A 23,932-nucleotide genomic window follows, 5' to 3' on the forward strand; every position below is an offset into this window, starting at 1 on the left:
GTTACGACGCCCACGATCTGTGTGGGCGTATGTCTGGCGTACCCGGGGCGCTGGCCGTGGTGACAAGAAGAACCATTTCTTGATCTCACACCTCGGAGTACTCGATGCCTTTTGCCCTCTACATGCTTGCCCTGGCGGTCTTCGTCATGGGCACTTCAGAATTCATGCTCGCGGGATTGCTCCCCGCGATCGCGACCGAACTTGACGTCTCGGTCGGCACTGCGGGCCTGCTGACCTCCGCATTCGCAGTCGGTATGGTCGTCGGCGCGCCAGTGATGGCGGCATTCGCTCGCCGTTGGCCACCGCGGCTCACATTGATCGTTTGCCTTCTCGTGTTCGCGGGAAGCCACGTCATCGGAGCGATGACACCAGTGTTCTCTCTCCTGCTCATCACCCGGGTGCTCAGCGCTCTCGCAAACGCAGGATTCCTCGCCGTAGCACTGAGCACGGCCACTACCCTCGTGCCAGCGAACCAGAAGGGGCGTGCACTGTCGATCCTGCTCTCCGGCACGACGATCGCAACCGTCGTGGGCGTCCCCGCCGGGGCACTGCTCGGCACAGCGCTGGGCTGGCGAACGACGTTCTGGGCGATCGCCATCCTCTGTATTCCCGCGGCCGTTGGAGTCATTCGTGGCGTCACGAACAATGTTGGTCGGAGCGAGACTAGCGCGACCTCACCAAGGCTCCGTGTCGAGCTCAGCCAGTTGGCGACGCCGCGGCTCATCCTGGCCATGGTACTCGGAGCGCTGATCAACGGAGGGACCTTTGCGGCATTCACCTTCCTGGCACCCATCGTGACCGAGACCGCGGGCTTGGCCGAAGCGTGGGTGTCCGTCGCGCTGGTGATGTTCGGCATCGGATCGTTCCTTGGCGTCACGATCGCAGGACGACTATCAGATCAACGACCTGGCCTCGTGCTCGCAGTCGGCGGACCGCTATTGCTGACAGGCTGGATCGTGTTGGCAGTGGTCGCATCTCATCCCGTCGCGCTTATCGTCCTCGTCCTCGTTCAGGGATTCCTGTCGTTCGGCGTCGGCAGTACTCTGATCACGCGTGTGCTGTATGCAGCATCGGGTGCGCCAACGATGGGCGGTTCGTACGCAACCGCAGCATTGAATATCGGAGCTGCAGCGGGGCCCGTGCTTGGTGCGCTCGGGCTCGCGACCGGGCTGGGGCTGCTCGCGCCGGTTTGGGTCGCTTCGGTGCTGACAGCGATCGCTCTCGTCATCATGCTTCTCACCAGACGCGCGCTTACGAAGACCGCGGCGGAGGCCAATTGATGACCCATCCGAACGCTCTTCTCACTCCTCGTGCCCGTCTCCGGTTAGCCCGGCTGATTGTCGAAGACGGCTATCCGGCCACGATCGCCGCAAAGATGTTCATGGTCTCCCCGATCACTGCCCGGAAATGGGCAGGCCGCTACCGGGAAGAGGGTGAGTTTGGGATGCAGGATCGCTCCAGCAAGCCGCACCGGATCCCAGGCAGGACGCCCGAGCATGTCAAGAAGAAGATCATCAACCTGCGCTGGCGGCTTCGACTGGGGCCAGCCCAGATCGCTGCGCGACTTGGTCTCTCGACGTCGACTGTTCACGCGGTCCTCGTCCGTTGCCGCGTGAACCGCCTCTCGCATATCGATCGTGTCACTGGCGAGCCATTGCGGCGATATGAGCATCCTCATCCGGGATCGTTGATTCATGTCGATGTCACGAAGTTCGGCAACATCCCCGACGGCGGTGGACATCGTTACGTAGGTCGGCAGCAAGGCGCACGGAACAAGCTCGCGACTCCGGGATTACCACGAGGAAAAGATCACAAGCCGCGCACCGGGACGGCGTTCGTTCACACAGTCATCGACGACCACTCCCGCGTCGCATACGCAGAAATCTGGTCGGATGAGCAGGCGAGCACAGCGGTGGGAGTTCTCGAACGCGCCGTGGCCTGGTTCGCCGAACGAGGCGTGACCGTCGAGCGAGTCCTATCCGACAACGGGTCGGCATACAGATCCCACGCATGGAGGGACTTCTGCGCTCGGCTCGGCATCCGACACAAGCGGACACGCCCCTACCGGCCGCAGACGAACGGGAAGATCGAGCGATTCCACCGCACGCTCGGGGACGGCTGGGCCTATGCCAGGTTTTACGGTTCAGAGGCCGAACGACGCCTGGCGCTGCCCGGCTGGCTCCACTTCTACAACCACCACCGACACCACTCTGCGATTGGCGGCGTACCCTTCGACCGACTCAACAACGTCCCTGGACATCACATCTAGGCGTTCTGCGATGAAGGTTGGATCCCAGCCGGGATTGAAAGTGTCGACGTGGGTGAATCCGAGCCGCTCGTATAGGCCACGCAGGTTCGGGTGGCAGTCGAGCCGCAGCTTGGCGCACCCCTGCGTTCGCGCGGCATGGCGGCAAGCCTCGATCAGCGCGGAGCTGACACCCCGGCCCGCATGTGTCCGTCGCACCGCGAGCTTGTGCAGATATGCGGCCTCCCCCTTGAGGGCGTCGGGCCAGAACTCGGGATCCTCGGCCGACAAGGTGCAACAGCCGTCGATGCCGTCGCTGCAACTCGCGACTAGGAGCTCGGATCTCAGGACGAAGGTCTCCGCGAATGTCCGGTCGATCCGCGCGACGTCCCAGGCGGGCGTTCCCTTGGCGGACATCCACGCCGCAGCGTCGTGCATCAGCCGCACAACCTCGTCGATATCACCCGAGCAGGCGACCCGAACGTTCGGAGGCTCCTCGCTGTCCATTCGCTCCCCTGGCGCGGTATGAACCGCCGCCTCATAGTGCAGTTTGATCCTGACGAGCCCAGCATGTCTGCGCCCACCTTCGCGGAACCTGACCAGGGTCCGCTAGCGGGCGGCCGGAAGGTGAATGCTAGGCATGATCTAACCCTCGGTCTCTGGCGTCGCGACTGCGAAATTTCGCGAGGGTTTCCGAGAAGGTGATTGCGCTTCGCAGATCTCCAGGCGCGTGGGTGCGGACGTAGTCAGCGCCATTGCCGATCGCGTGAAGTTCCGCCGCAAGGCTCGCTGGACCCAGATCCTTTACAGGAAGGCCAACGGTGGCGCCCAAGAAGGATTTCCGCGACACCGAGACCAATAGCGGAAGCCCCAACGCCGACTTCAGCTTTTGAAGGTTCGACAGCACGTGCAGCGATGTTTCCGGTGCGGGGCTCAAGAAAAATCCCATCCCCGGATCGAGGATGAGCCGGTCGGCAGCGACCCCGCTCCGTCGCAAGGCGGAAACCCGCGCCTCGAAGAACCGCACAATCTCGTCGAGCGCGTCTTCGGGTCGAAGGTGACCGGTGCGGGTGGCGATGCCATCCCGCTGCGCTGAGTGCATAACCACCAGCCTGCAGTCCGCCTCAGCAATATCGGGATAGAGCGCAGGGTCAGGAAATCCTTGGATATCGTTCAGGTAGCCCACGCCGCGCTTGAGCGCATAGCGCTGGGTTTCCGGTTGGAAGCTGTCGATTGAAACACGGTGCATCTGATCGGACAGGGCGTCTAAGAGCGGCGCAATACGTCTGATCTCATCGGCCGGCGATACAGGCCTCGCGTCCGGATGGCTGGCGGCCGGTCCGACATCCACGACGTCTGATCCGACTCGCAGCATTTCGATCGCCGCGGTGACAGCGCCGGCGGGGTCTAGCCGCCGGCTCTCATCGAAGAAGGAGTCCTCGGTGAGATTCAGAATGCCGAACACCGTCACCATGGCGTCGGCCTCCGCAGCGACTTCCACGATGGGGATCGGGCGAGCAAAAAGGCAGCAATTATGAGCCCCATACCTACAAAGCCCCACGCATCAAGCTTTTGCCCATGAAGCAACCAGGCAATGGCTGTAATTATGACGACGCCGAGTCCCGACCAGACTGCATAAGCAACACCGACAGGGATGGATTTCAGAACCAGAGAAAGAAAATAAAATGCGATGCCATAACCGATTATGACAACGGCGGAAGGGGCAAGCTTAGTAAAGCCCTCGCTAGATTTTAATGCGGATGTTGCGATTACTTCGCCAACTATTGCGATAACAAGAAAAAGCCAGCCTTTCATGATATATCTCCCAATTTGTGTAGGGCTTATTATGCACGCTTAAAAATAATAAAAGCAGACTTGACCTGATAGTTTGGCTGTGAGCAATTATGTGCTTAGTGCATCTAACGCCGGAGTTAAGCCGCCGCGCGTAGCGCGGTCGGCTTGAACGAATTGTTAGACATCATTTACCAACTGACTTGATGATCTCGCCTTTCACAAAGCGAATAAATTCTTCCAAGTGATCTGCGCGTGAGGCCAAGTGATCTTCTTTTTGTCCCAGATAAGCTTGCTTAGCTTCAAGTAAGACGGGCTGATACTGGGCAGGTAGGCGTTTTATTGCCCAGTCGGCAGCGACATCCTTCGGCGCGATTTTGCCGGTTATTGCGCTGTACCAAATGCGGGACAACGTAAGCACTACATTTCGCTCATCGCCGGCCCAGTCGGGCTGCGAGTTCCATAGCTTCAAGGTTTCCCTCAGCGCCTCGAATAGATCCTGTTCAGGAACCGGGTCAAAGAATTCCTCCGCTGCCGGACCTACCAAGGCAACGCTATGTTCTCTTGCTTTTGTAAGCAGGATAGCTAGATCAATGTCGATCATGGCTGGCTCGAAGATACCCGCAAGAATGTCATTGCGCTGCCATTCTCCAAATTGCAGCTCGCGCTTAGCCGGATAACGCCACGGGATGATGTCGTCATGCACGACAAGGGTGACTTCTATAGCGCGGAGCGTCTCGCTCTCGCCAGGGAAAGCCGAAGCCTCCATAAGATCATTGAGCAATGCTCGCCGCGTCGTTTCATCAAGCTTTACGGCCACAGTAACCAACAAATCAATATCGCTGTATGGCTTCAGGCCGCCATCCACTGCGGAGCCGTACAAATGCACGGCCAGCAACGTTGATTCCAGATGGCGCTCAATGACGCTTAGCACCTCTGATAGTTGGTTCGAAATTTCGATGGTCACCGCTTCCCTCATGATGTCTAACTTTGTTTTAGGGCGACTGCCCTGCTGCGTAACATCGTTGCTGCTCCATAACATCAAACATCGACCCACGGCGTAACGCGCTTGCTGCTTGGATGCCCGAGGCATAGACTGTACAAAAAAACAGTCATAACAAGCCATGAAAACCGCCACTGCGCCGTTACCACCGCTGCGTTCGGTCAAGGTTCTGGACCAGTTGCGTGAGCGCATACGCTACTTGCATTACAGTTTACGAACCGAACAGGCTTATGTCCACTGGGTTCGTGCCTTCATCCGTTTCCACGGTGTGCGTCACCCGGCAACCTTGGGCAGCAGCGAAGTCGAGGCATTTCTGTCCTGGCTGGCGAACGAGCGCAAGGTTTCGGTCTCCACGCATCGTCAGGCATTGGCGGCCTTGCTGTTCTTCTACGGCAAGGTGCTGTGCACGGATCTGCCCTGGCTTCAGGAGATCGGAAGACCTCGGCCGTCGCGGCGCTTGCCGGTGGTGCTGACCCCGGATGAAGTGGTTCGCATCCTCGGTTTTCTGGAAGGCGAGCATCGTTTGTTCGCCCAGCTTCTGTATGGAACGGGCATGCGGATCAGTGAGGGTTTGCAACTGCGGGTCAAGGATCTGGATTTCGATCACGGCACGATCATCGTGCGGGAGGGCAAGGGCTCCAAGGATCGGGCCTTGTGGTGAACTGACCGTCGTTTGGCGACCACGCCTCGGCTTGCTGCGCGACGGCATCCGCAGTCGCCTCGAGTACCCGCCGGCGATGCTGGAGCTCGTCGGTGATCACGTTGACGGTGGTGAGGACAGAGGTCCTGTCCGCCTGCGTCGCCCAGTAGCGCGGGGTGGTGATCAACCGGTCCAGATCGCTGGGGGAGAGCATTCCCTGAAGCATGCGGATCTGGTCGGCCGCCCAGCGCAGATAGCCGTCGACGACGTCGGTTGCGCCCCCGGACACCGAGTGGGTGGCGTTCGCGGCCGACCGTAGCGTCTCGGCCAGGTGGTCGCCTGTGCCGCTCATGGGCCAGACCATGTTTCGACGGTCCACTACACACCTTCCTCACTTCGGAAAGCGTACGGTCAAGTCCCCTGGAGTGGTGTAGCGCTTCGCGTTCCTTCTTCTTCGGGTCAGGCGGTCAGGGCGGGTAGGTCGTCGGCTCCGATCTCGGTGTCGGTGGTGGGGACGGCGTTGATGCGGCATCGGGCGAGGACTTCGAGTCCGAGGTAGCGGCGGCCTTCGGCCCATTCGTCGGTCTGCTCGGCCAGTACGGCTCCGACCAGGCGCACGATGGCTTCACGGTTGGGGAAGATCCCGACGGCGTCGGTGCGGCGACGGATCTCGCGGTTGAGGCGTTCGGCTGGGTTGTTGGACCAGATCTGGCTCCACACGTCCTTGGGGAAGGCGGTGAACGCGAGGATGTCGGCGCGGGCACCGTCGAGGTGGTCGTGGACCTCGGACAGCTTGCCGTCGACGTAGTCCAAGAGCCGGTCGAACTGGGCGTGGACCGCGGGCGCGTCGGGCTGGTCGTAGACCGAGTGCAGCATCGCCTTCACAGCCGGCCACATCGACTTCGGCGTCACGCTCATGAGGTTCGCGGCGTAGTGGGTGCGGCAGCGTTGCCACGCCGCTCCGGGCAGGTTGGCAGCGACGGCCTCGACTAGGCCGGCGTGGGCGTCGCTGGTGACCAGCCGCACCCCGGACAGGCCGCGCGCGGTGAGGTCGGCAAAGAACTCGTTCCACGCCGCTCCTGTCTCGGCGGTGGCCACCCGCATGCCGAGGACCTCGCGGTGCCCGTCGCTGTTGACACCGGTCGCGAGCAGGACCACGGCGTTGATCACCCGTCCGCCTTCGCGGACCTTCATCGTCAATGCGTCGGCTGCGACGAAGGTGAACGGGCCCGCGGTGTCCAGTGGGCGGTGGCGGAACTGCTCGACGTGCTCGTCGAGCTCAGCGGCCATCCGCGAGACCTGTGACTTCGACAGCGAGTCGATGCCGAGGGTCTTCACGAGCTTGTCCATCCGCCGCGTCGAGACACCAGCGAGGTAGCAGTCCGCGACCACGGTGATCAGCGCGGTCTCTGCGCTTGCGGCGCTCGAGCAGCCACTCGGGGAAGTAGGTGCCCTTGCGGAGCTTGGGGATCGCCACGTCGATGGTGCCGACGCGGGTGTCGAGGTCGCGGTGGCGGTAGCCGTTGCGCTGCGTGACCCGGCCCGGGGTGGGGCGGCCGTACTCGGCGCCGACCACAGCGTCGGCGTCCGCGGAGAGCAGGGCATTGATCATCGTCTGCAGCAGCGAGCGCATCAGATCCGGGGACGCTTCGGCGAGGGCTTCGCCAAGTAGGCGTGCAGGGTCGACAATGTGAGCAGCGGTCATCGTGATGACTCCATTCGAGTGAGCTGTAGGAGGTGAACTCGAAGGATCACGCGGTGGCCGCGTCTACGCCTCCAGCGACATGCCAGTGACGATCTCGGCGACCGCGCTACACCACTATCGGGGACTCAACTCAACCTGGCCCAGCGCCGGACGTCGTTGGCGATGGCCCCGCCCGGATCTATCCCCGGCTCGCCTCGTGCGGTCCTTGACCAGACGCCGAATGTCTAGCTGATCAGTGTTGAAAGAACCATCTGGTCCGTTTGGAAATGTTCGCTGCATCTCGACAGTTGTCGAGATGCAGCGGAGATTGGCGTCCCGCACACCGCGAACATTGGCGTTGACGTCCTGCTGGCGTTGGGCCCGCCAATGTTCGCGGCGCGAGCATGCTCAGCTGAGATCGACGACGATAATCGTGTGGTTGTCTGGTTCGCCGGCGTCAGCGACTGCGGCGGCAGCGGCATCGGCCACGTCTTGCGGACTCGCATCCAGCGTGAGGAGGGGGCCGAGGTCATCGACGTGGGAGTGGACGCCGTCGGTGGTCAGCACGAGACGGTCGCCGGGACGGAGATCGAGCGTGGCCTCGTCCGCGACGACACCCGGGGTGAGTGCGCGGTTGAGAAGGTTGCGATGCGCGTGGGCGCGCGCCTCCTCATTCGTCAGCTGTCCGGTCTCGATCAGGGCGGCCACGATCGTGTGGTCGTGGGTCAGCTGGCGCAGCTCGCCGTCACGGACGAGCCACACGCGGGCGTCGCCGATGTGCGTGATCTGTGCTGTCGATCCGGTGATCGTGACCGCGGTGAGCGTGGTGCCGGATGTCGGTTGGTTGGGCAGCGCCGCGCTGACCTCGGGGGCGATCTCGGCGATCGCGCCGGCCAGGCCGGCCTTGGCGAATGCCGAGAGCGCGGCCCGGGCCAGCTCGTCGCTGTCCCCGAAGCCGTCCGCTACGGCGAGGAGCCCGGGCATGACGAGCAGTGCGTCCTGCTGCGTCTGGCGATTCCCCTGGCGGTGGCTTGAGCCGTACTCGGCGTGCAGGGTCGGAGTCGTGGTGGTCACGGTAGGTACCTCGTTCCTGAGTTGCTGGACGAGGGTGGCGACCAAGACCCGGCGTGCGCCCGTGTCGGCCTCGACCTGGGCCCAGTACGCTTCTACCTCCTGCGCGGCCTGCGCCGGTGAGAGGTCGAGGACGTTCTTGATCCGGGCCAAGGGCATGCCGAGCAGCCGCAGTAGTGCGACCATCCGGGCGCGGTCGAGCTGCGCGGGGTCGTACCGGCGATAGCCGGAGGAGACATCCACGTCGGCAGGGCGAACCAACCCCAGGTCGTCGTAGAGCCTCAAGGCCTTGGGCGTCAGGCCCGACTCGCGGGCGAAGTCGCCGATCGTCATGAGCCCGTCGGTCGCGGTCATGGTCACCATCCTCCCGGTGTCGGTCACCGGTGAGGTCGAGGCTGGGCCTTGCCGCTGGGGGAAGGTCAACACCACTCGGCCCAGCGCGAGCGGAGGCGCTCTGTGAATCAGGGGGAGGCCGGTCGCCAGGTCTGGCGGGGTGCGTAGCCGGTGCGCCGCAGCCAGTGCTCGGTGTACAAGATCCGGTGAGGTGTGATCACGGTCAGCGGATCGCTGGGCGGCTCGCTGACCGATCTGCCGCGCTCAGCGTGGTCGGACTGCCATCGAAACGCCTCCCAGTAATCGTCGCTGGCGGGATCCTCGCGCTCCAGCGTGCGGGCCGTCCCGAAAAGCTGGGCGCCGCGGCTGCTCGCCTGGCCGACGAGGGGGGCGAAGATCCCTGCCGAGACACGCGGATCCCTTCGGAGGTTCCGTGACTTCACCGAGTCGTTCCAGCTTGTGTAGAAGATCTCGAGCCCGAGGCTGTAGTAGCGAACTGGGGTTGCCGCCGGGGAGCCGTCGGTGTTGACGGTTGCGATGACGGCCATGTTCTGGGTGGACAACAGGTTGAGGATGCGTTCCTCAAGAGCCTCACGCGGGAGCTCGGTAGCGGGCGCTGGCCCAGCGAGCCAGGGGTTGGTCAGCGGCATAGCCGATTGTCTCAGCACGTCGCCCCGCCTCGCCTCAGGCGACGAAGACAGGGCCGCAACTACAGTTCGAGCATGCTTCCCGAGCCCACAGTACGTCTCCGGTTTCGCGAGATGACCGAGGCGGATTTGCCGGCCATCGCGACCCTGGAGATCGGTGGCTCTCGTGGCCCAGAGGGTTGGATCGAGTGGACTCGACGCAACTACGAGCGGTACGGCTTCGGGCTCTGGGTGATCGAGACCCACGGCGGGGAGTTCGTGGGCGACTGCGGGCTGACGATGTAGGACGTCGAGGGTGAGCAGCTGGTCGAGGCTGGCTGGCACGTCCGCGCTCCGCTTCGCCGCCAAGGCTACGCCGCTGAAGCAGCTGCATCCGTACGAGACGCTGCGAGGGAGGCTGGCGTCGAGTACCTGGTCGCAATCATCAGACCCTCCAACGTGGCCTCACAGCGGGTGGCGACCAAGATCGGACTGGCTCTTGAACGCGAGGTCCACGCCCACGGCGGCCCCGCCCTGGTCTTCGGGGCGAATCTGCGCTCCACCTCCGAGGTGCCCGCGATGGTCAGCCCGTGACCAATGACGTCGAGGTAGCCATCTCCGCCACCGAGGCCGGGATCGCCGTGGTGCGCAGCGCCTACGGCGCACCGCTGACCAGACACGCGAAGGCGGCCACAGACTTCGCCACCAACGCCGACATCGACGCAGAGCGCGCGATCCTCGACGTCATCACCACCGCCAGACCCGAAGACGCTGTCGAGGCCGAGGAGTCTGGCCGAAGCGGCAGTTCGACCACATCGCGACGGTGGCTCGTCGACCCGTTGTGCGGCACACTCAACTTCGCCGCGCAGACACCCCTGGTCGCCGTGAACGTCGCACTCCTGCGCGATGCGCGGACGTTGATCGCGGTCTCAGCTGACCCGATCGGCGAAGAACTGTTCTGGACAGACGGACAGCATGCGGCCGTCAGGATGAGCGGCGGCGACGCCCTGCTACAACCGACCTCCGAGTCGAGGCTGGTCGACATCAACTGCGACGGCCCGCTCGACCGACCGTTCCTCGGCCCACAGCTCATCGCCGACCCAGCGTTCCGCGCAACTTTCGGGCCCCGCGTCATGTCGACGACCCTCGCCCTGGCCTGGGTAGCGGCAGGCCGTCGTGCCGGGTACCTCAGCGACGGCAACTTCGTCGGCAACGTCCACTTCGCCGCCGGAATCGCACTGTGCCGTGCTGCCGGATGCGTCGTCACCGATCTACGCGGCGGCCAACTGGAGGGTGGACGAGGCCTGATCGCGGCTGCCGACGCAGACACTCACGACAAGCTGGTGGGCCTGGTGGCGCCCCACCTCGAGGTCCCCGGCCCTCGGTAACGGGCTGTCCCGCAAGCCATAGAGGCGGCTCGGTCCATGCTTCGAGGCTCTAATCTCGTTGCGTGTCCGTTTCACTGAAGTACGCGGTTGTCGAGAGGGAGCGTCGCTACCTCTTGGCGACGCTCCCCGAAGGCGTCACCAGCAGCAGAGAGATCCTCGATCGGTACGTCACGGGCACGCGGCTGCGCTTGCGCGAGGTCCGCGAGAACGACGGGACCGTGATCCGCAAGCTCGGACACAAGGTGCGCCTCACTGAAGGCCCAGCCGAGGTGGCCTGCACGAACTTCTATCTGAACGACGCGGAGTGGACCGCGCTTCTGGCGTTGCCCGCTCGCCTACTCCGCAAGAAGCGCCACCTGATCCACAGGGATGGATTACTCGTGGCGATCGACGAGCACGAGGACGGGACGCTCGTCGCCGAAATCGACGACCGCGAGTCGCCGTCAGACTTCGTGCCTGAGTGGCTTGATGTCGTACGCGACGTGAGCAACGACGAAGACTGGACTGGCGCTCGGCTCGCGCGTTCGAGCTAGGGGCGGCGTCAGCCGCAACTCTCGCCTCAGGCCTCTGCGAGCACCGCGGCAACCATCGAACGCCGGGCGGCGCAGCGGGCCGGCATTGTGTGCCAGTAGTAGGGGAAGGTGATCACCCCGATCAGCAGCGCCCATCCCATGCCCTTCGCCCAGGCCGCGTCGTCCACGCCTGTCGCAGATCTGAAGATCTGCCGCCCCTGCGAGTCGAGCACCTCCCAGGCGACGATGAGGTCCACCGAGGGATCGCCTACCCCGAGCCCTCCGAAGTCCAGCACGGCGGCAAGTTCGCCGTAGCGAATCAGCAAGTTCTCCGCGAGCAGGTCACCGTGGTACCAGGTCGTGAGCGGATCGGTGGCCTGCTCGGCAGCCAAGGCGTCGTCCCAGACTTTGAGTGCGCGGTCGAGGTCGAGACCCAGATCGCCTAGCTGTCGGCACTCGACGACCCGCTGCCGGAACTCGCTGTCCATGTCCGCCAAGTGGCCGCCGCGGTACCAGACCAGGGCAGGCTCGTTGTTCACAGACGCCGGGATCCCAACCTCACGCAACTCGGTCAGGAACGTCGCCAGGTCCTGGGCGACGCGGCGCGAACTGCCGCCATCGACACCCCAGGGCACCGTCGGGACCTGGCCCTTCAGCCAGGTGGTCACGGCCCACTTCTCTGGATAGCCGAACCCAGGTTCGCCGACCGCAACAATCTCAGGGACTCCCACCGTCACGCCCTGAGCGACCACGGGCAGCCAGCGAGCTTCCTTCTCGATGGTGGTCGAACCGCCGGGCTGGCGCGGCAGCCTGACGAGAAGGGAGTCCCCCAGCCTGAACAGTGCGTTCGAGGAACCCGACGACGCAAGGGATTGGAGTCTCAGGTCGGCGTACTGGGGCAGCGACCGGTCGATCAACCGGCGGACCAAGTGAACGTCGACAGCAAGCTCGTCGTGATGGAGTCCGGGCACTCGGTCGATGCTGGTTGGTCGGCGCCCACGACGCCACCGGCTTTACCGCGGCGCCGGCTTCTTTCCGACAGCAGCCCGCGACCAGATGGGTCCCTCGGTCCCGCCTCCCGGGGTTCCGCGGCATGCGGAATCTCTAGCAATCCAGTGCTGAAAAGTAGAGGCGCGCATTTGGAAATGTTCGCTGCATCTCGACAACGGCTGTCGAGATGCAGCGAAGATTGACCAACGTTCCGGTGCGATCATTGACGAAGTGAGTGCCATCCAGGGTGGCCGTCAAAGTAGGTGCTTCGATCTGCGGCCGTATCTGCGCACAGATCGTCCCGCCGGTCATCGTGGAAGTTGTCGCGGCGGAGGGCCCCGGGCGGCAGGACGCGGAGCGCTCGCCGTCCCCGTCGTCGGGCTCTAGCGGCGGCGGCTCGTCCACCTGACCAACGCGACGACGTAGCGCGCTACCAGGCCGACCACCGCCCTGACCGCCATCGACCCGTTGGTGGGGGCGTCGGCGACGGTCTGCGCCAAGGGCATCCGCTGGTCCCCGTGGGCAACGAGGTTCTCGTAGACGCAGGCGGGGCTGGTGGTGGCTTGGACGTGCTCGAGCCGGTGGGTGGTGAGGCTGAAGCGCAGCGGGCCGGGCTCGCCGAACTTCGACGGTGCCACCACGAGGGAGACGAACAACGCCAGCTGCGAGGCCATGACCGAGGCCGACAGCATCGCCACGTTCTGCTTCCCGGGCACGGGCTGGCCGGACCTCTCGATGTAGGTCGGGTCATCGAACAGCCCAAGTCGATCGCGGGCGACCTGCGCGGGATCGAGCTGGCCGTTGCACTGCAGGCAGGGACGGCCGGGTCGGACGATGTGGGTGCGCACGGTGGCGTTGCGCATCTGCCCGGTCTCGAAGGTGTCGATCCCGATCCCACCGTCGATGACCGGGATCAGGTCGGTGTAGGCGATCTGGTTGAGGACGGCCCTGGGCCAGGGCCGGTCGACGCAGGAGAAGATCACGTCATAGTCCAGAGCCGTGCTCTGGCCCCGGGTGCTGGTGACGTCGAGCTGGTGGCGGCCGAATGCAAAGGCGGCGGCGGTCGCCGCGCTGCGGCTCGCACGCTCGGCGACGTCGATCTTAGGGACCCTGAGCAGGGCGTCACGGCGAGTCGCGGCGACCAGGCGGTCGCGGTTCACCTCCTTGACGACGTCGAAGTCCATCACCGCGACCTTCTCGATACCGGTCGCGGCCAGCCGGATGGCCACGTCCATGCCCACGCTGCCGGCACCGACCACCAGGACACGCAGACGCGCCATATCGGCCTGAGTGCGCTCGCCCCACGCCGAGACGGTGCGCAGCTGGCTGGGCATCGGGGCTGGAACCGGGACCAACCGGTCGTTCCAGCTGACCTCGAGCCGTGCGCCCAGGACCCGAACACTCTCGGCGTCGACGTGATCCACGGCGCTTCCGGCGGCACTCCACCGGCGGGCCGACCACGCGTGGTCTTTGCCGGCGAGGGTCATTCCGACCAGCGGGTGGCCGGTGACCTGCTCGACCAGGTGGGCATAGGACGCCTCTGCGTCGGCGTCGAGGTCGCTGAGCTCCTGCCAACCGCTCCCCCCGGGGTGGGAGTGGAGGATCACCATGCCCAGACCGAGGAGGCGAGCTTGGCGTGCGACCCGCAGGACGTACCGGCCGGTGACGGTGGCGTTGCCGTGGACCTCCCGCTCACCCTCGCGCGGAAGGCAGGCCTCGCGGAGCAGCGCCGTGTCGCGCCCGGCACCCGTGGAAGGTGCGTACATGGCCAGGCAGAGGTCTTCCTGGCCGTCGGAGCGGATCAGGTGCCGCGTCAGGGTCTCGTCGAATGCCTCGGTCATCGCGACCGAGAAGCGCCGCGGGGTCATGCAGTGGCTCCGGCGATCACGCTGCGCACGTGGGAGAGCCAGGCCATGCCGTGGTTGATCTCCTGCGCCCAACCCTTGATGTCGCGGGAGTGACCGACCCAGCCGGGGTGGGGCGAGGCCCCTGTGTTCGACGCCGGGATGGTGACGTCTGCGGGGAGGTGCACCCAGTGGGGCGGGGTCGCCGGCCACAGCTGCGCCTCGGACTCGGCCACGCCGCTCTCGACCGGCTGGCCGGCGCGAGCACCGTAGGTTGGGGTGACGGTGTAGGTGAGCAGGCCGTGACGGAGCACGGGCGCCGCGCCGAGCGCTTCCAGGCACCTCACCATGGCGTCGATCCCGTGCTCCATCACTGCCTCCTCAGGCCACCGGGGCGCAGGTGCGCACCGTGGCGAACGCGTCGCCGTCCTGGACGATGACCTGCTGGTCGTCCTTGAACGCCTCGCCGTCGCCGTGCAACTTGGCCAGGTCGTACGTCGCCGGGTCCAGGCCCGCGAGGGCGAGGATGGTGCCGGCGGTCTGGTGCTTCTCGCTCACCGTGAACTCGACGTTGTCGACGGTGAAGGTGATGGTTTGGGGCGGCTTCTTGTCGTTGGTCATGACTGGTCTCCTTGCTGACTTGCCCGTGGTTGATTGCTCGTGCGCGGGTGATGCCGGAGGCACGGTGGTGCCGGTGAGATGGCCTACTTTTCGTCGCGGACGCCCTTGTGCTGCCGCGGGCTGCCGTTGAGGATCCGACCGGTCTTCGTGTCGCGCTTGAACCAGGTGCCGTTGACCTTGAACTCACTGCGACCCTTGACCGCGCCGACGCGGTGGCCCTTGCCGGTGTTCTTCGCCATCTGTGCTGTCGTCTCCTGCCCGAGAGCCGTCGGGGCGGTCCCGGCGTCCTCTCAGCAGGTAGTCGAGGCGGAGGCGCGAGCTGTTAGCGGCACTCTTCGCACAGGCCGTTGACGAGCAGGTTCGGGCGGAACTTCAGGAAGCATCCGCCCGCGCACAGGACCAGCTCGTCCTGCTGGCGCTCGCAGCGGCACTTGCCGCACTTGGGGCAGTGCACCTCGTCGCAGGTCGGGCACGGGTATCCGCGGACCTTCTGGGTCTGTCCACAGCAGTGGATCTCGCGTTCTGCCCGCTGATCGAACTCGCGCACCGTGTTGGGATGGAACCTCTCCGCATCCCACAGGTCGGTGTCCGCCATAACGGCGACCCAGCGGCCGCGCATCTCGACGGCGTCGAGGTAGAAGTCGGCCCGCTCTCCCCACGACATCGCCCAGAAGCTGCGCCGCCGGATAGAGCGACGATCGCTGATGTGCCGGAGCGGGTGACCTGCAGGGACTTGCTGTCCTGGCCACGGGTAGACCTTCGGCCAGCCCCGTTCCGGGTCCGGACGGACGCTCGCGTAGCGCACCACCGCCGAATCGAGTCCAGAGCCCCCTTCGACGATCACCACAGCGCCGAGTCCGGGCAGTCGCGAGGCGAGGGCGACGGCACATGCGGGGATGCTTGCGTTACTGCGCTCGTAGAGGTCGAGGACGTGCCGGGCCTCCACAGGCGCGCCCCGGAGGACCTGGTCGATGTCGGACTGAGCAAGCAGCAGCTGTTGGGCGATGCGGTCGCAGACCGTCTCGAGTTCCTGGTTGGGGTCGGGCTGCTCGAAGAGCCAGTCGTAGATCGGCAGGGTCTGGGTGACCAGCCAGTGCCCCAATTCGTGGGCCAGCGTGAAGTTCTCCCGGCGGCTGTAGGGAGTGGGCGCGTAGAGGATCACCCGGTCCTGGAGGAAGGAGACGCCGTCGCAGACCCCGCCATCGCCTCGTTGCTCAGTGAGGTGTTCGGCGTGCTGGACCTTCAGGCCAAGTTCGTCGCGGAGCACCGTGATCGGATCGGCGGCAAAACCGACGCGTACCTCCGGTGTGAGAACCGCGAGCGCGGCTCCGACGCAGTCCTCGAGCGTCTTCATCGGCCCTGGTCCGCCTCCAGTGCGCGTACGAGCGCCTCCAGCGAGGCCAGCATCTGCTCCTTGTCGGGCTCGTCTCCACGATGAACCGTGGCCAGCATCCGTGACTGCAGGAGGGATGCCGCCATGCCGGGGGACATCCTCTGGACTCGCGCAAACCGTTGCACGAGGTCACGGAAACGCGGGGTAGCTGCGGCATCCTCGGCGACCGTGTTGAGCGTGCTTGGCCGCCGCTGAGCCTTAGCAACCAGACGATCGGGGTCGACGCGCACTTCTTCGGCGATCGCCTTGATCAGCGCCGGGGAAACGTCCGGCGCGGCACGTGTTTGCCACCGGAAGACGTCGGTGGTGTCCACCTTCCACCCACGGGCGTTCAGCCGGGCCGCCAACGCGGTGGGCTTGACGCGACTTGCCTTGCAGGCGCGCATGAGCGCCGCGGCGTCGAGCTGGAAGCTGGGGTCCGGCACCACACCCAGCATCGCCGCGACGGGATCCTCCTCCAGTGGAGGGGCGGTATGAGCTGCCTCCCACACCAGATCGCCGGCATCGAGCAGCACCCGGATCTGCTCACGCTGGTCTCCGTCGAGCTGCGCGAGCATCTGCTCGCGCAACGGGCCAGGTGGTTCCTCTAGCAGTCGCTCCACGAGTCGGTCGGTCTCTTCGCTCATAGGTCCACCTCCTTCGCCCCCAAGATGTTGATCAATTCCTTCCTCGCCTTCGCCGAGAGCTGCCTGACCCGCGAGCTCGATACCCCGAGCTCGTTGGCGACCTCCTGGGAGGACCGCTCCAGCCCCGCGCACTGCCACAGCGCGTAGGCCGCCTGGCGGTCCCACGCCTCCAGCTCGGCCATCGCCTCCTGCACCGCCTGCACTCTCTGCTGACGCCCGATCATCTCAACGACACCGGGAGCAGGATCGTCGTCAACCTGGTCGCCGCCGTGCCGCTCGTCCTCGAGTGGGCTGGCCTCGTCGATCACGAGCCGCTCGTGCCGGTGCGCGGCCGACTTCCACAGGTCCCGGACCTTGTTCTGGACCGCTCGGACCAAGAACGCCTCCCAGCTGCGCACCTCCTGGCGCGGTGGGTTCTTGACGATGGAGATCATCACCTCGCCGATCACGTCCTCGGCTCGGTTGTGCCGATCGGTGCGCAGCAGCGAGTAGGCGACGCTGTACATGACCTCGCGATGCTCCAGAAACAGCGCGCCCATATCTGGGCCGACGCTGGATGCGTCAGCCGCTGAAGCCACGTGTTGTTGTGGTTCCATTCTCAACCCCTCGAGGGCCCTCGGATCTCGAATGCTAGTTCTGGGAGGTAGTCGAGGCCGGCGCCTCACCTGTTAGCTAGCGGAGGTCAGCGCTGCTTGTACGAACTTTGCGTTGTCTTCGCGTAGGTCATCGAGCCTGCGCCGCTTGGGACCGTCGGACTCCACCTCCTCCAGGACCACTACGGCCGGGCCGATCCCACCGATACCTGCCTGACGTCCCTCCACCTGCGTCCCGCCCGCGATTGTTGGGTCGAGTCCACGCCACGCGGCTCGGCTCCCCCTCCGGCGTCAGTCACGCTGCCGCCGACAGGGGTTGAATCAATAGCGCAAACGCGACCTGTCCGCCGCCCAGGCCAAGGCGATGCTCGTCACCGTGCGACCCCGTGACATCGCCGGCAAGACCCGCCGCCGGATGGCCGCCGAAGAGATAGCCGACCTGGTCGCAGTCGACGCCAAGCTCAAGAAGATCAAGGCCGAGCTGAAGGCCGCGGTCACCGCCCGCGGGTCGCACCTGATGGACATCTACGGCATCGGACCGGCAGGCGCGGCCCGCGTGCTGGCCGACGTCGGCGACGTAGCCCGGTTCGCCGACCGCAACCGGTTCGCGTCCTGGACCGGCACCGCGCCACTGGACGCCTCCTCAGGCGAGCAAGCCCGCCACCGGTTATCGCGGGCCGGGAATCGGCGGATGAACCACGTCCTGCACGTCGCCGCGATCGTGCAGATCCGCCACGACACCAAAGGCCGCGCCTACTACCGCCGCAAGCTCGCCGCCGGCAAGACACCGATGGAAGCACTGCGCTGCCTCAAACGGCGCCTGTCCGACGTCGTCTACCGCCAGCTCATCGCCGACGCTCAACAGCAGGATGGAGCGGATCCGGGAGGGCACTGCGGGGCGGCTCTTCAATCCAGCGCGGTCGACTCGCACCCGCTCATCGACACTTCGGATCAGCCACTTCCCGGACCCGCGAACCCGACGCTACGCCCAGAGAGCGACCCCGTGAAGAACCTCGTTCCAAGCACCCGTTGACACAGAGGGGTGCCAGATGAGCGCGTTTGGTCGCCTCGCGTGGAGTCACCCGGGCTGGGGAGAGTTCCCGGACTCGGTGTTCCAAGGAACTGCGCGCTGGCAGGCGTCGAAGAGGTCGATGAACCAGTCATCGTCGTCTCTGTCTCGCAGTTCCAGGCGAGCAGAGACTGTTCCATCCGTTCGTCGGACGAACGCGGTAGCGCGGTCCCCAGCCTCCTCGATGACGACCTCGGAGTCGCCTGCCATGTCCTCCCAAGGCTGAACGACCTGGCGAAGCGTCTGCGGCTCAGCGGTTGCCTCGCCCCCCTGCGCGAGCGGCAGGCCAGTCGGTGCGTAGTCCAATGTTCCGCTAATCCGTTTCTTCCCCCCACACGTCAGGGCCACTTCGCGAGTCAGCGGCACCTGACTCGATGGCGAGACGGCAGGGGACTGCTGCACGGATAGGTGACATCTGATCTGTGGCGCTGTGAGGCGCTGCTGGAAGGATGTGCACCGTGCCCAAGCCCTATCCCAAGGAGTTCCGCGACGACGTCGTGAACGTCGCTCGCAACCGTGAGCCGGGGCAGACGATCAAGCAGATCGCTGCCGACTTCGGCATCGCTGAGTCGTGCCTGCGCAACTGGCTGCAGCAGGCTGATGTGGAGGACGGTCTCAAGCCCGGCACCACCGCCGCGGACAACGCCGAGCTGCGTGAGGCCAAGAAGCGGATCCGGCTGCTGGAACAGGAGAACGAGGTCCTGCGGCGTGCCGCGGCGTACCTGTCGCAGGCGAACCTGCCGGGAAAATGATGTACCCGCTCGTCCGCGAGCTGGCCGCCGACGGGATCCCCGTGACGGTGACGTGCCGGGTGCTCGACCTTGCCCGCCAGCCCTACTACCGCTGGCTCGACAACCCGGTCACCGACGCCGAGCTGGCCGAGGCGTACCTGGCCAACGCCCTGTTCGACGCCCACCGCGACGACCCCGAGTTCGGCTACCGCTACCTCGCCGACGAGGCACGCGACGCCGGCCACAAGGCGTGCGACCGGACGATGTGGCGGGTCTGCTCGCGCAACGGCTGGTGGAGCGCGTTCGGCAAGAAGCGCGGGAAGAACGGCAAGAAGCCCGGCCCGCCGGTCCACGACGACCTCGTGCAACGCGACTTCACCGCCGACGCCCCCAACCAGCTGTGGCTGGCCGACATCACCGAACACTGGACCGGCGAGGGCAAGCTCTACCTGTGTGCGATCAAGGACGTGTTCTCCAACCGGATCGTGGGCTACTCCATCAGCGACCGGATGAAGTCACGCCTGGCCGTGGACGCCCTCAACAGCGCCGTCGCCCGGCGTGGTGAGGTCGCCGGCTGCATCCTGCACACCGACCGGGGATCGCAGTTCCGGTCCAGGAAGTTCGTCCGCGCCCTGCACCACCACGACATGGTCGGGTCGATGGGCAAGGTCGGCGCCGCCGGCGACAACGCCGCCATGGAGTCGTTCTTCGCGCTGCTGCAGAAGAACGTCCTCGACCGCCGCGCGTGGACCAGCCGCCAGGAGCTGCGGATCGCGATCGTGACCTGGATCGAGAGGACCTACCACCGACGCCGCAGGCAAGCAGCCCTCGGCCGATTGACCCCCATCGAGTACGAGACCATCATGACCACACCTGCCACTCAGGCGGCCTGACCCAACCTGTCACCCGTTCCTACAGCAGTCCCGATCTCCGCGTCTTTGGGCAGAGACGGGATATTGAGTCGCTGACCGGCAGCGGGGTCACCTACGCTGGTGGGCATGTTGTTCCACGGCACTGCTTCGCTGCGTCTGCGCAGCCGCCAACAGCGGCGGGCACCCTCCACAGGTTGTTGCTCCCGCACCCGGTGATCACGGCCGGGCGGCTCTTTCAGCGTGCCCGGCTCCGCAACAACCACGGAGCAAACAGTGCCTACCTATCGAGGTGGCCGTCATGAGCACGGCCAGAACTTCCTGACTGACCCATCCACCATTGCCACGATCACACGGCTCGTGGCTGCCACCGAGGGCCCGATCATCGAGATCGGCCCCGGTGACGGAGCACTCACCACCCCGCTGGCCCAGCTCGGGCGACCGGTGACAGCCGTCGAGATCGACACCAGGCTCGCCCAACGCTTGACCCAACGACTCCCGTCGCACGTGGAGGTCGTCGCCGACGACTTCCTGACCTACCGGCTTCCAACATCTGCGCATGTGCTCGTCGGCAACCTGCCGTTTCACCAGACCACGGCCATACTGCGCCGCATCCTGCACTCCCCGGCATGGACCGATGCAATCGTGCTCGTGCAATGGGAAGTCGCGCGGCGCAGAGCGGGCGTCGGCGGTGCCACGATGATGACGGCGCAATGGGCGCCTTGGTTCGAGTTCACGCTGCACAGTCGTGTTCCCGCTCGCGCGTTCACCCCGCGTCCGGGAGTCGACGGCGGAATCCTCACCATCCACCGTCGCGAACATCCGCTGCTGTCCCCGACACGGCGACGCCAGTTCCATGCCCTGGTCCACCGCGTCTACACCGGCCCCGGCCGCGGGCTGGCCCAAATCCTCGCGCGCACCGCCTCACTCGGGTCACCACAGACCGCACAGGCGTGGCTGACACGCCACGGCATGACCGCTGCAGGACTCCCGAAGGACATGCCCGTCGAGGCATGGGTGGACTTGTTCAAGACCACCGGTTCTTCACCGCCTGCACACCGTGCGCAGACGCAGCAGGTGAAGTCGAGGAGGCGCCGTCGATGACCATCGCTGCGCGGCACCAGGCCTGCCGCTACACGTCAACAGCTAGGAGTGCCACGGAGCACCGTTCCGGTGAAACATCCACAGAACTGGCAGCGCGGCTGCTCGCAGAAGCACCTCAACGGGATTGGCGGCTCCGTGACCTTGCCGCGCTGGTTCACCTCTCGGTGTCACAGCTGGGCAGAGCGTTCACACAACGATTCGGCAGGATCGTCTCGGCCGGTTGACCCCGATCGAGTTCGAGACAATCATGACCACGCCAGCCACTCAGGCTGCGTGACTAATCACTGTCACCTGATCGTGCAGCAGTCCCCAGTGCGTGCTAGATCTGAAGTGCTGTCCGCGTCCACAGAGGTGCTGCACGCAGTCAGCACGACAGCGCTTGCCGCGAGCAGGTAGCGGAGATTCATGTCGTTGTGACGTCCCTTCGCAACATCTAGTTCCCCCGAGCCTAGAGGAAGCATCAGCCCTTCTCGTCCCGTTGGAAGGGGACGCCGTAACCACCCGCTCATCGGCAGATCCGGTAACTCCAGTTGAGGAACCGCCTATGAACCGGACCTCAGCTTGCCGGCGGCGATCCCAGAAGCCAGAGCGATCTCGATCGCCGATGAAGGATGGGCTCGCGGAGCGAGCCCATCCCTTCTGGGAGGGCTCGCTTCTGTGACGTGGCGCCACAGGGGACAAGCGTGCCGCTCGGACGAACCCTAATGTCTACCCCTTAGGTAGATCTTGACATTGACAGCGACTTGTCAAAGTTCGCTGCATCTCGACAACGGCTGTCGAGATGCAGCGAAGACGGATGAGTTCAACGCTGGCGATGTTGACGAGACCGATGCCATTAGAGGCCTTCGTCAAAGTGCGCGGACCGCGGCTACTAGGAGACTTTCCGCAGGATCGGTGTCTGGCCAGACTCTGATCTAGGTGATCGGCGGGACGCTCTCATTCGCGGCTGCCCACCCGCTCTTGGGTGTGGCTCTCATCTGGAATGCGACCCGTCGTTCACCGTGACGAGGCGTGGCTCAAGAGGGGTCTGCCCAGCTCGTAGTAGCACTGCCCACCTCGCCGTCCGAGTGGATGCCAGAGCACAGATGAGGTGAGTAGATGAGCAAGACGAAGGGCGTGATCATCGGGGTCGACCCCCACAAGATGTCGGTGACGATCGAGGTCGTCGACACCCACGAACGGCTCCTCGGCAGCGGACGGTTTGAGACCACCAACGCCGGGTACGCCGCGATGCAGCGGTACGTGAAGCAGTGGCCCGACCGACTCTGGGCCGTCGAGGGAGCCAACGGCGCCGGTCGTCCACTGGCCCAACGACTCGTCGCCGCCGGCGAGCAGGTCGTCGACGTGCCAGCCAAGCTCGCCGCACGCGTGCGGCTCTTCGACACCGGCCACAACCGCAAGACCGACGCCCTGGACGCCCACTCCATCGCGGTCGTCGCGGTCCGCACCGAGGGCCTGCGGGTGCTGGTCGAGGACGGTGAGCTCGAAGCCTTGCGGATGCTCACCGACCGCCGCGACGAGCTCGCTCGCCCACCAACGAGTCCAGACCGTCAACCGGCTACAACGACTCCTCAGCGAACTACTGCCTGGCCAGCGCAAACGCGACCTGTCCGCCGCCCAGGCCAAGGCGATGCACGTCACCGTGCGACCCCGTGACATCGCCGGCAAGACCCGCCGCCGGATGGCCGCCGAAGAGATAGCCGACCTGGTCGCAGTCGACGCCAAGCTCAAGAAGATCAAGGCCGAGCTGAAGGCCGCGGTCACCGCCCGCGGGTCGCACCTGATGGACATCTACGGCATCGGACCGGCAGGCGCGGCCCGCGTGCTGGCCGACGTCGGCGACGTAGCCCGGTTCGCCGACCGCAACCGGTTCGCGTCCTGGACCGGCACCGCGCCACTGGACGCCTCCTCAGGCGAGCAAGCCCGCCACCGGCTATCGCGGGCCGGGAATCGGCGGATGAACCACGTCCTGCACGTCGCCGCGATCGTGCAGATCCGCCACGACACCAAAGGCCGCGCCTACTACCGCCGCAAGCTCGCCGCCGGCAAGACACCGATGGAAGCACTGCGCTGCCTCAAACGGCGCCTGTCCGACGTCGTCTACCGCCAGCTCATCGCCGACGCTCAACAGCAGGATGGAGCGGATCCGGGAGGGCACTGCGGAGCGGCTCTTCAATCCAGCGCGGTCGACTCGCACCCGCTCATCGACACTTCGGATCAGCCACTTCCCGGACCCGCGAACCCGACGCTACGCCCAGAGAGCGACCCCGTGAAGAACCTCGTTCCAAGCACCCGTTGACACAGAGGGGTGCCAGATCCGGGTGTTCCGATCAGTCGCCTGCTCTCGCGACTGCTTCGACAGTCGGCGCATCGCCGGAACGACTCGGCATCACGAACATCCACCAGCCCTGATCGGTGCATTCGACTGTGTGCCTGGCGGCCTGAAACTCAACCGTGACCATGGCTCGCGGAGTTGCCCGCCCCCATGCAACTGCCATGGAACCCGTCGCGAACGCCCCCGTGTCGTCACAGTTGCTACTGGCCACCTCGACCCAGCGCCCGTCCGCTGCCTGCTCGTACTGATCGAGGTCAACATCGGCACCGTCGCCGTTCGTGTCAACGAGAGCCGCAGCGACGCCATCGCGAGCAGACGTCGCCAGCACCACCGCGTAGCGAGGGTCCCAACCACCCAGACGCAGGGCCGACTCGTGATCGAAGTCCATGACGGGGAGTCTCGCCGAGACCCGCTGACAACGCACGGTTCGCGGCAGATCCGGACGTTGCCTAAAGCGCCGCGGA

25 protein-coding genes and 4 pseudogenes are annotated in these 23,932 nt (G+C 65.3%); 12 read left to right on the forward strand and 17 right to left on the reverse strand.

All coding sequences use genetic code 11. The features are described 5' to 3' along the window. Nucleotides 1-104 precede the first annotated feature (104 nt). Both cmx and QI633_RS27120 read left to right on the forward strand, forming a co-directional pair. Nucleotides 105-1,280, forward strand: a complete 1,176-nt coding sequence (gene cmx, locus QI633_RS27115; protein ID WP_047217927.1) for a chloramphenicol efflux MFS transporter Cmx — start codon at nt 105-107, stop codon at nt 1,278-1,280. Further along, nucleotides 1,280-2,269: an IS481-like element IS5564 family transposase gene (locus QI633_RS27120; RefSeq protein WP_011273866.1), complete on the forward strand. Its 990-nt coding sequence runs from the start codon at nt 1,280-1,282 to the stop codon at nt 2,267-2,269. The genes cmx and QI633_RS27120 overlap by 1 nt, the downstream gene beginning before the upstream one ends. Here QI633_RS27120 and QI633_RS27125 read toward each other — a convergent pair. From QI633_RS27125 to QI633_RS27140, 4 genes and pseudogenes are all read right to left on the reverse strand, one after another. Further along, nucleotides 2,261-2,752, reverse strand: a pseudogene (locus tag QI633_RS27125) (GNAT family N-acetyltransferase); the annotation flags it as partial. The gene QI633_RS27120 and the pseudogene QI633_RS27125 sit on opposite strands and share 9 nt — an antisense overlap. A gap of 127 nt (nt 2,753-2,879) precedes the next feature. Next, nucleotides 2,880-3,719, reverse strand: coding sequence for a sulfonamide-resistant dihydropteroate synthase Sul1 (gene sul1 / locus QI633_RS27130; protein WP_000259031.1), 840 nt, complete (start codon nt 3,717-3,719; stop codon nt 2,880-2,882). Continuing rightward, nucleotides 3,713-4,060: a quaternary ammonium compound efflux SMR transporter QacE delta 1 gene (locus QI633_RS27135; RefSeq protein WP_000679427.1), complete on the reverse strand. Its 348-nt coding sequence runs from the start codon at nt 4,058-4,060 to the stop codon at nt 3,713-3,715. The genes sul1 and QI633_RS27135 overlap by 7 nt, the downstream gene beginning before the upstream one ends. A 116-nt stretch (nt 4,061-4,176) precedes the next feature. Beyond that, nucleotides 4,177-5,015, reverse strand: a pseudogene (locus QI633_RS27140) (AadA family aminoglycoside 3''-O-nucleotidyltransferase). A 145-nt stretch (nt 5,016-5,160) separates the two neighbouring features. Between QI633_RS27140 and intI1 the strand changes: the two are divergent. Beyond that, nucleotides 5,161-5,694: pseudogene (intI1, locus tag QI633_RS27145) on the forward strand (class 1 integron integrase IntI1); the annotation flags it as partial. Here intI1 and QI633_RS27150 read toward each other — a convergent pair. The 4 genes and pseudogenes from QI633_RS27150 to QI633_RS27165 form a co-directional block, all read right to left on the reverse strand. Next, nucleotides 5,654-6,031, reverse strand: coding sequence for a hypothetical protein (locus QI633_RS27150; RefSeq protein ID WP_282429390.1), 378 nt, complete (start codon nt 6,029-6,031; stop codon nt 5,654-5,656). The pseudogene intI1 and the gene QI633_RS27150 sit on opposite strands and share 41 nt — an antisense overlap. A 107-nt stretch (nt 6,032-6,138) precedes the next feature. Continuing rightward, nucleotides 6,139-7,384 (reverse strand): annotated as a pseudogene (locus QI633_RS27155) (IS256 family transposase). A 387-nt stretch (nt 7,385-7,771) separates the two neighbouring features. Further along, nucleotides 7,772-8,788 (reverse strand): MerR family transcriptional regulator, encoded by a 1,017-nt coding sequence (locus tag QI633_RS27160; protein WP_282429391.1) that lies wholly within the window; start codon nt 8,786-8,788, stop codon nt 7,772-7,774. Nucleotides 8,789-8,895: 107 nt separating this feature from the next. Next, nucleotides 8,896-9,417, reverse strand: a complete 522-nt coding sequence (locus tag QI633_RS27165; protein ID WP_282429392.1) for a pyridoxamine 5'-phosphate oxidase family protein — start codon at nt 9,415-9,417, stop codon at nt 8,896-8,898. 72 nt (nt 9,418-9,489) lie between these two features. Between QI633_RS27165 and QI633_RS27595 the strand changes: the two genes are divergently transcribed. The 4 genes from QI633_RS27595 (at nt 9,490) to QI633_RS27180 (ending at nt 11,314) form a co-directional block, all read left to right on the forward strand. Next, a complete protein-coding gene (locus QI633_RS27595) occupies nt 9,490-9,699 on the forward strand; it encodes a hypothetical protein (protein WP_349016736.1) in 210 nt (69 codons plus the stop codon). A gap of 18 nt (nt 9,700-9,717) precedes the next feature. Then, the gene (locus QI633_RS27600; RefSeq protein WP_349016737.1) at nt 9,718-9,987 is read left to right on the forward strand and encodes a GNAT family N-acetyltransferase; all 270 of its coding nucleotides are present in this window, start codon (nt 9,718-9,720) and stop codon (nt 9,985-9,987) included. Further along, nucleotides 9,984-10,781, forward strand: coding sequence for an inositol monophosphatase family protein (locus QI633_RS27175; protein WP_282429393.1), 798 nt, complete (start codon nt 9,984-9,986; stop codon nt 10,779-10,781). Before QI633_RS27600 ends, QI633_RS27175 begins: the two co-directional genes overlap by 4 nt. Nucleotides 10,782-10,843: 62 nt before the next feature. Further along, the gene (locus tag QI633_RS27180; protein ID WP_282429394.1) at nt 10,844-11,314 is read left to right on the forward strand and encodes a hypothetical protein; all 471 of its coding nucleotides are present in this window, start codon (nt 10,844-10,846) and stop codon (nt 11,312-11,314) included. A 26-nt stretch (nt 11,315-11,340) separates the two neighbouring features. Here QI633_RS27180 and QI633_RS27185 read toward each other — a convergent pair whose 3' ends face one another. The 8 genes from QI633_RS27185 to QI633_RS27220 form a co-directional block, all read right to left on the reverse strand. Further along, nucleotides 11,341-12,264 carry an aminoglycoside phosphotransferase family protein gene (locus QI633_RS27185; protein ID WP_282429395.1) on the reverse strand — a complete coding sequence of 308 codons (924 nt, stop codon included), beginning with the start codon at nt 12,262-12,264 and terminating at the stop codon, nt 11,341-11,343. 402 nt (nt 12,265-12,666) lie between these two features. Continuing rightward, entirely contained in the window at nt 12,667-14,151 is a 1,485-nt protein-coding gene (locus QI633_RS27190) for a ThiF family adenylyltransferase (RefSeq protein ID WP_282429396.1), read from the reverse strand. Continuing rightward, nucleotides 14,148-14,498, reverse strand: coding sequence for a hypothetical protein (locus QI633_RS27195; protein ID WP_282429397.1), 351 nt, complete (start codon nt 14,496-14,498; stop codon nt 14,148-14,150). Before QI633_RS27195 ends, QI633_RS27190 begins: the two co-directional genes overlap by 4 nt. 10 nt (nt 14,499-14,508) lie before the next feature. Continuing rightward, nucleotides 14,509-14,748 carry a hypothetical protein gene (locus QI633_RS27200; RefSeq protein WP_282429398.1) on the reverse strand — a complete coding sequence of 80 codons (240 nt, stop codon included), beginning with the start codon at nt 14,746-14,748 and terminating at the stop codon, nt 14,509-14,511. An 83-nt stretch (nt 14,749-14,831) separates the two neighbouring features. Continuing rightward, nucleotides 14,832-14,987 (reverse strand): hypothetical protein, encoded by a 156-nt coding sequence (locus QI633_RS27205; protein WP_282429399.1) that lies wholly within the window; start codon nt 14,985-14,987, stop codon nt 14,832-14,834. Nucleotides 14,988-15,070: 83 nt separating this feature from the next. Then, the gene (locus QI633_RS27210) at nt 15,071-16,102 is read right to left on the reverse strand and encodes an ImmA/IrrE family metallo-endopeptidase (protein ID WP_282429400.1); all 1,032 of its coding nucleotides are present in this window, start codon (nt 16,100-16,102) and stop codon (nt 15,071-15,073) included. After that, on the reverse strand, nt 16,099-16,767 hold the full coding sequence (locus QI633_RS27215) for a hypothetical protein (RefSeq protein ID WP_282429401.1): 669 nt from the start codon (nt 16,765-16,767) through the stop codon (nt 16,099-16,101). Before QI633_RS27215 ends, QI633_RS27210 begins: the two co-directional genes overlap by 4 nt. Beyond that, complete coding sequence (locus QI633_RS27220) at nt 16,764-17,306, reverse strand: RNA polymerase sigma factor (protein ID WP_282429402.1); 543 nt, start codon at nt 17,304-17,306, stop codon at nt 16,764-16,766. Before QI633_RS27220 ends, QI633_RS27215 begins: the two co-directional genes overlap by 4 nt. A gap of 430 nt (nt 17,307-17,736) precedes the next feature. Between QI633_RS27220 and QI633_RS27225 the strand changes: the two genes are divergently transcribed. The 5 genes from QI633_RS27225 to QI633_RS27245 all read left to right on the forward strand — a co-directional run bounded on the left by QI633_RS27225 (nt 17,737) and on the right by QI633_RS27245 (nt 23,432). Beyond that, entirely contained in the window at nt 17,737-18,393 is a 657-nt protein-coding gene (locus QI633_RS27225; RefSeq protein ID WP_282429403.1) for a transposase, read from the forward strand. 494 nt (nt 18,394-18,887) lie between these two features. Continuing rightward, nucleotides 18,888-20,053, forward strand: a protein-coding gene (locus QI633_RS27230) for an IS3 family transposase (protein ID WP_282429404.1) whose coding sequence is annotated in 2 segments (ribosomal slippage) — nt 18,888-19,172 and nt 19,175-20,053 — 1,164 coding nt in all. Because the reading frame shifts where the segments join, the coding sequence is not laid out codon by codon here. A 252-nt stretch (nt 20,054-20,305) separates the two neighbouring features. Next, nucleotides 20,306-21,133, forward strand: a complete 828-nt coding sequence (gene erm, locus QI633_RS27235) for a 23S ribosomal RNA methyltransferase Erm (RefSeq protein WP_282429405.1) — start codon at nt 20,306-20,308, stop codon at nt 21,131-21,133. A 1,098-nt stretch (nt 21,134-22,231) separates the two neighbouring features. Beyond that, nucleotides 22,232-22,789: a transposase gene (locus QI633_RS27240; protein WP_282429406.1), complete on the forward strand. Its 558-nt coding sequence runs from the start codon at nt 22,232-22,234 to the stop codon at nt 22,787-22,789. A 25-nt stretch (nt 22,790-22,814) separates the two neighbouring features. Then, nucleotides 22,815-23,432 (forward strand): transposase, encoded by a 618-nt coding sequence (locus QI633_RS27245; RefSeq protein WP_282429407.1) that lies wholly within the window; start codon nt 22,815-22,817, stop codon nt 23,430-23,432. A gap of 31 nt (nt 23,433-23,463) precedes the next feature. Here the strand turns inward: QI633_RS27245 and QI633_RS27250 are convergent, their stop codons facing one another. Next, nucleotides 23,464-23,856, reverse strand: a complete 393-nt coding sequence (locus QI633_RS27250) for a hypothetical protein (protein WP_282429408.1) — start codon at nt 23,854-23,856, stop codon at nt 23,464-23,466. Nucleotides 23,857-23,932 lie beyond the last annotated feature (76 nt).

Source organism: Nocardioides sp. QY071 (assembly GCF_029961765.1).
Lineage (GTDB): Bacteria > Actinomycetota > Actinomycetes > Propionibacteriales > Nocardioidaceae > Nocardioides.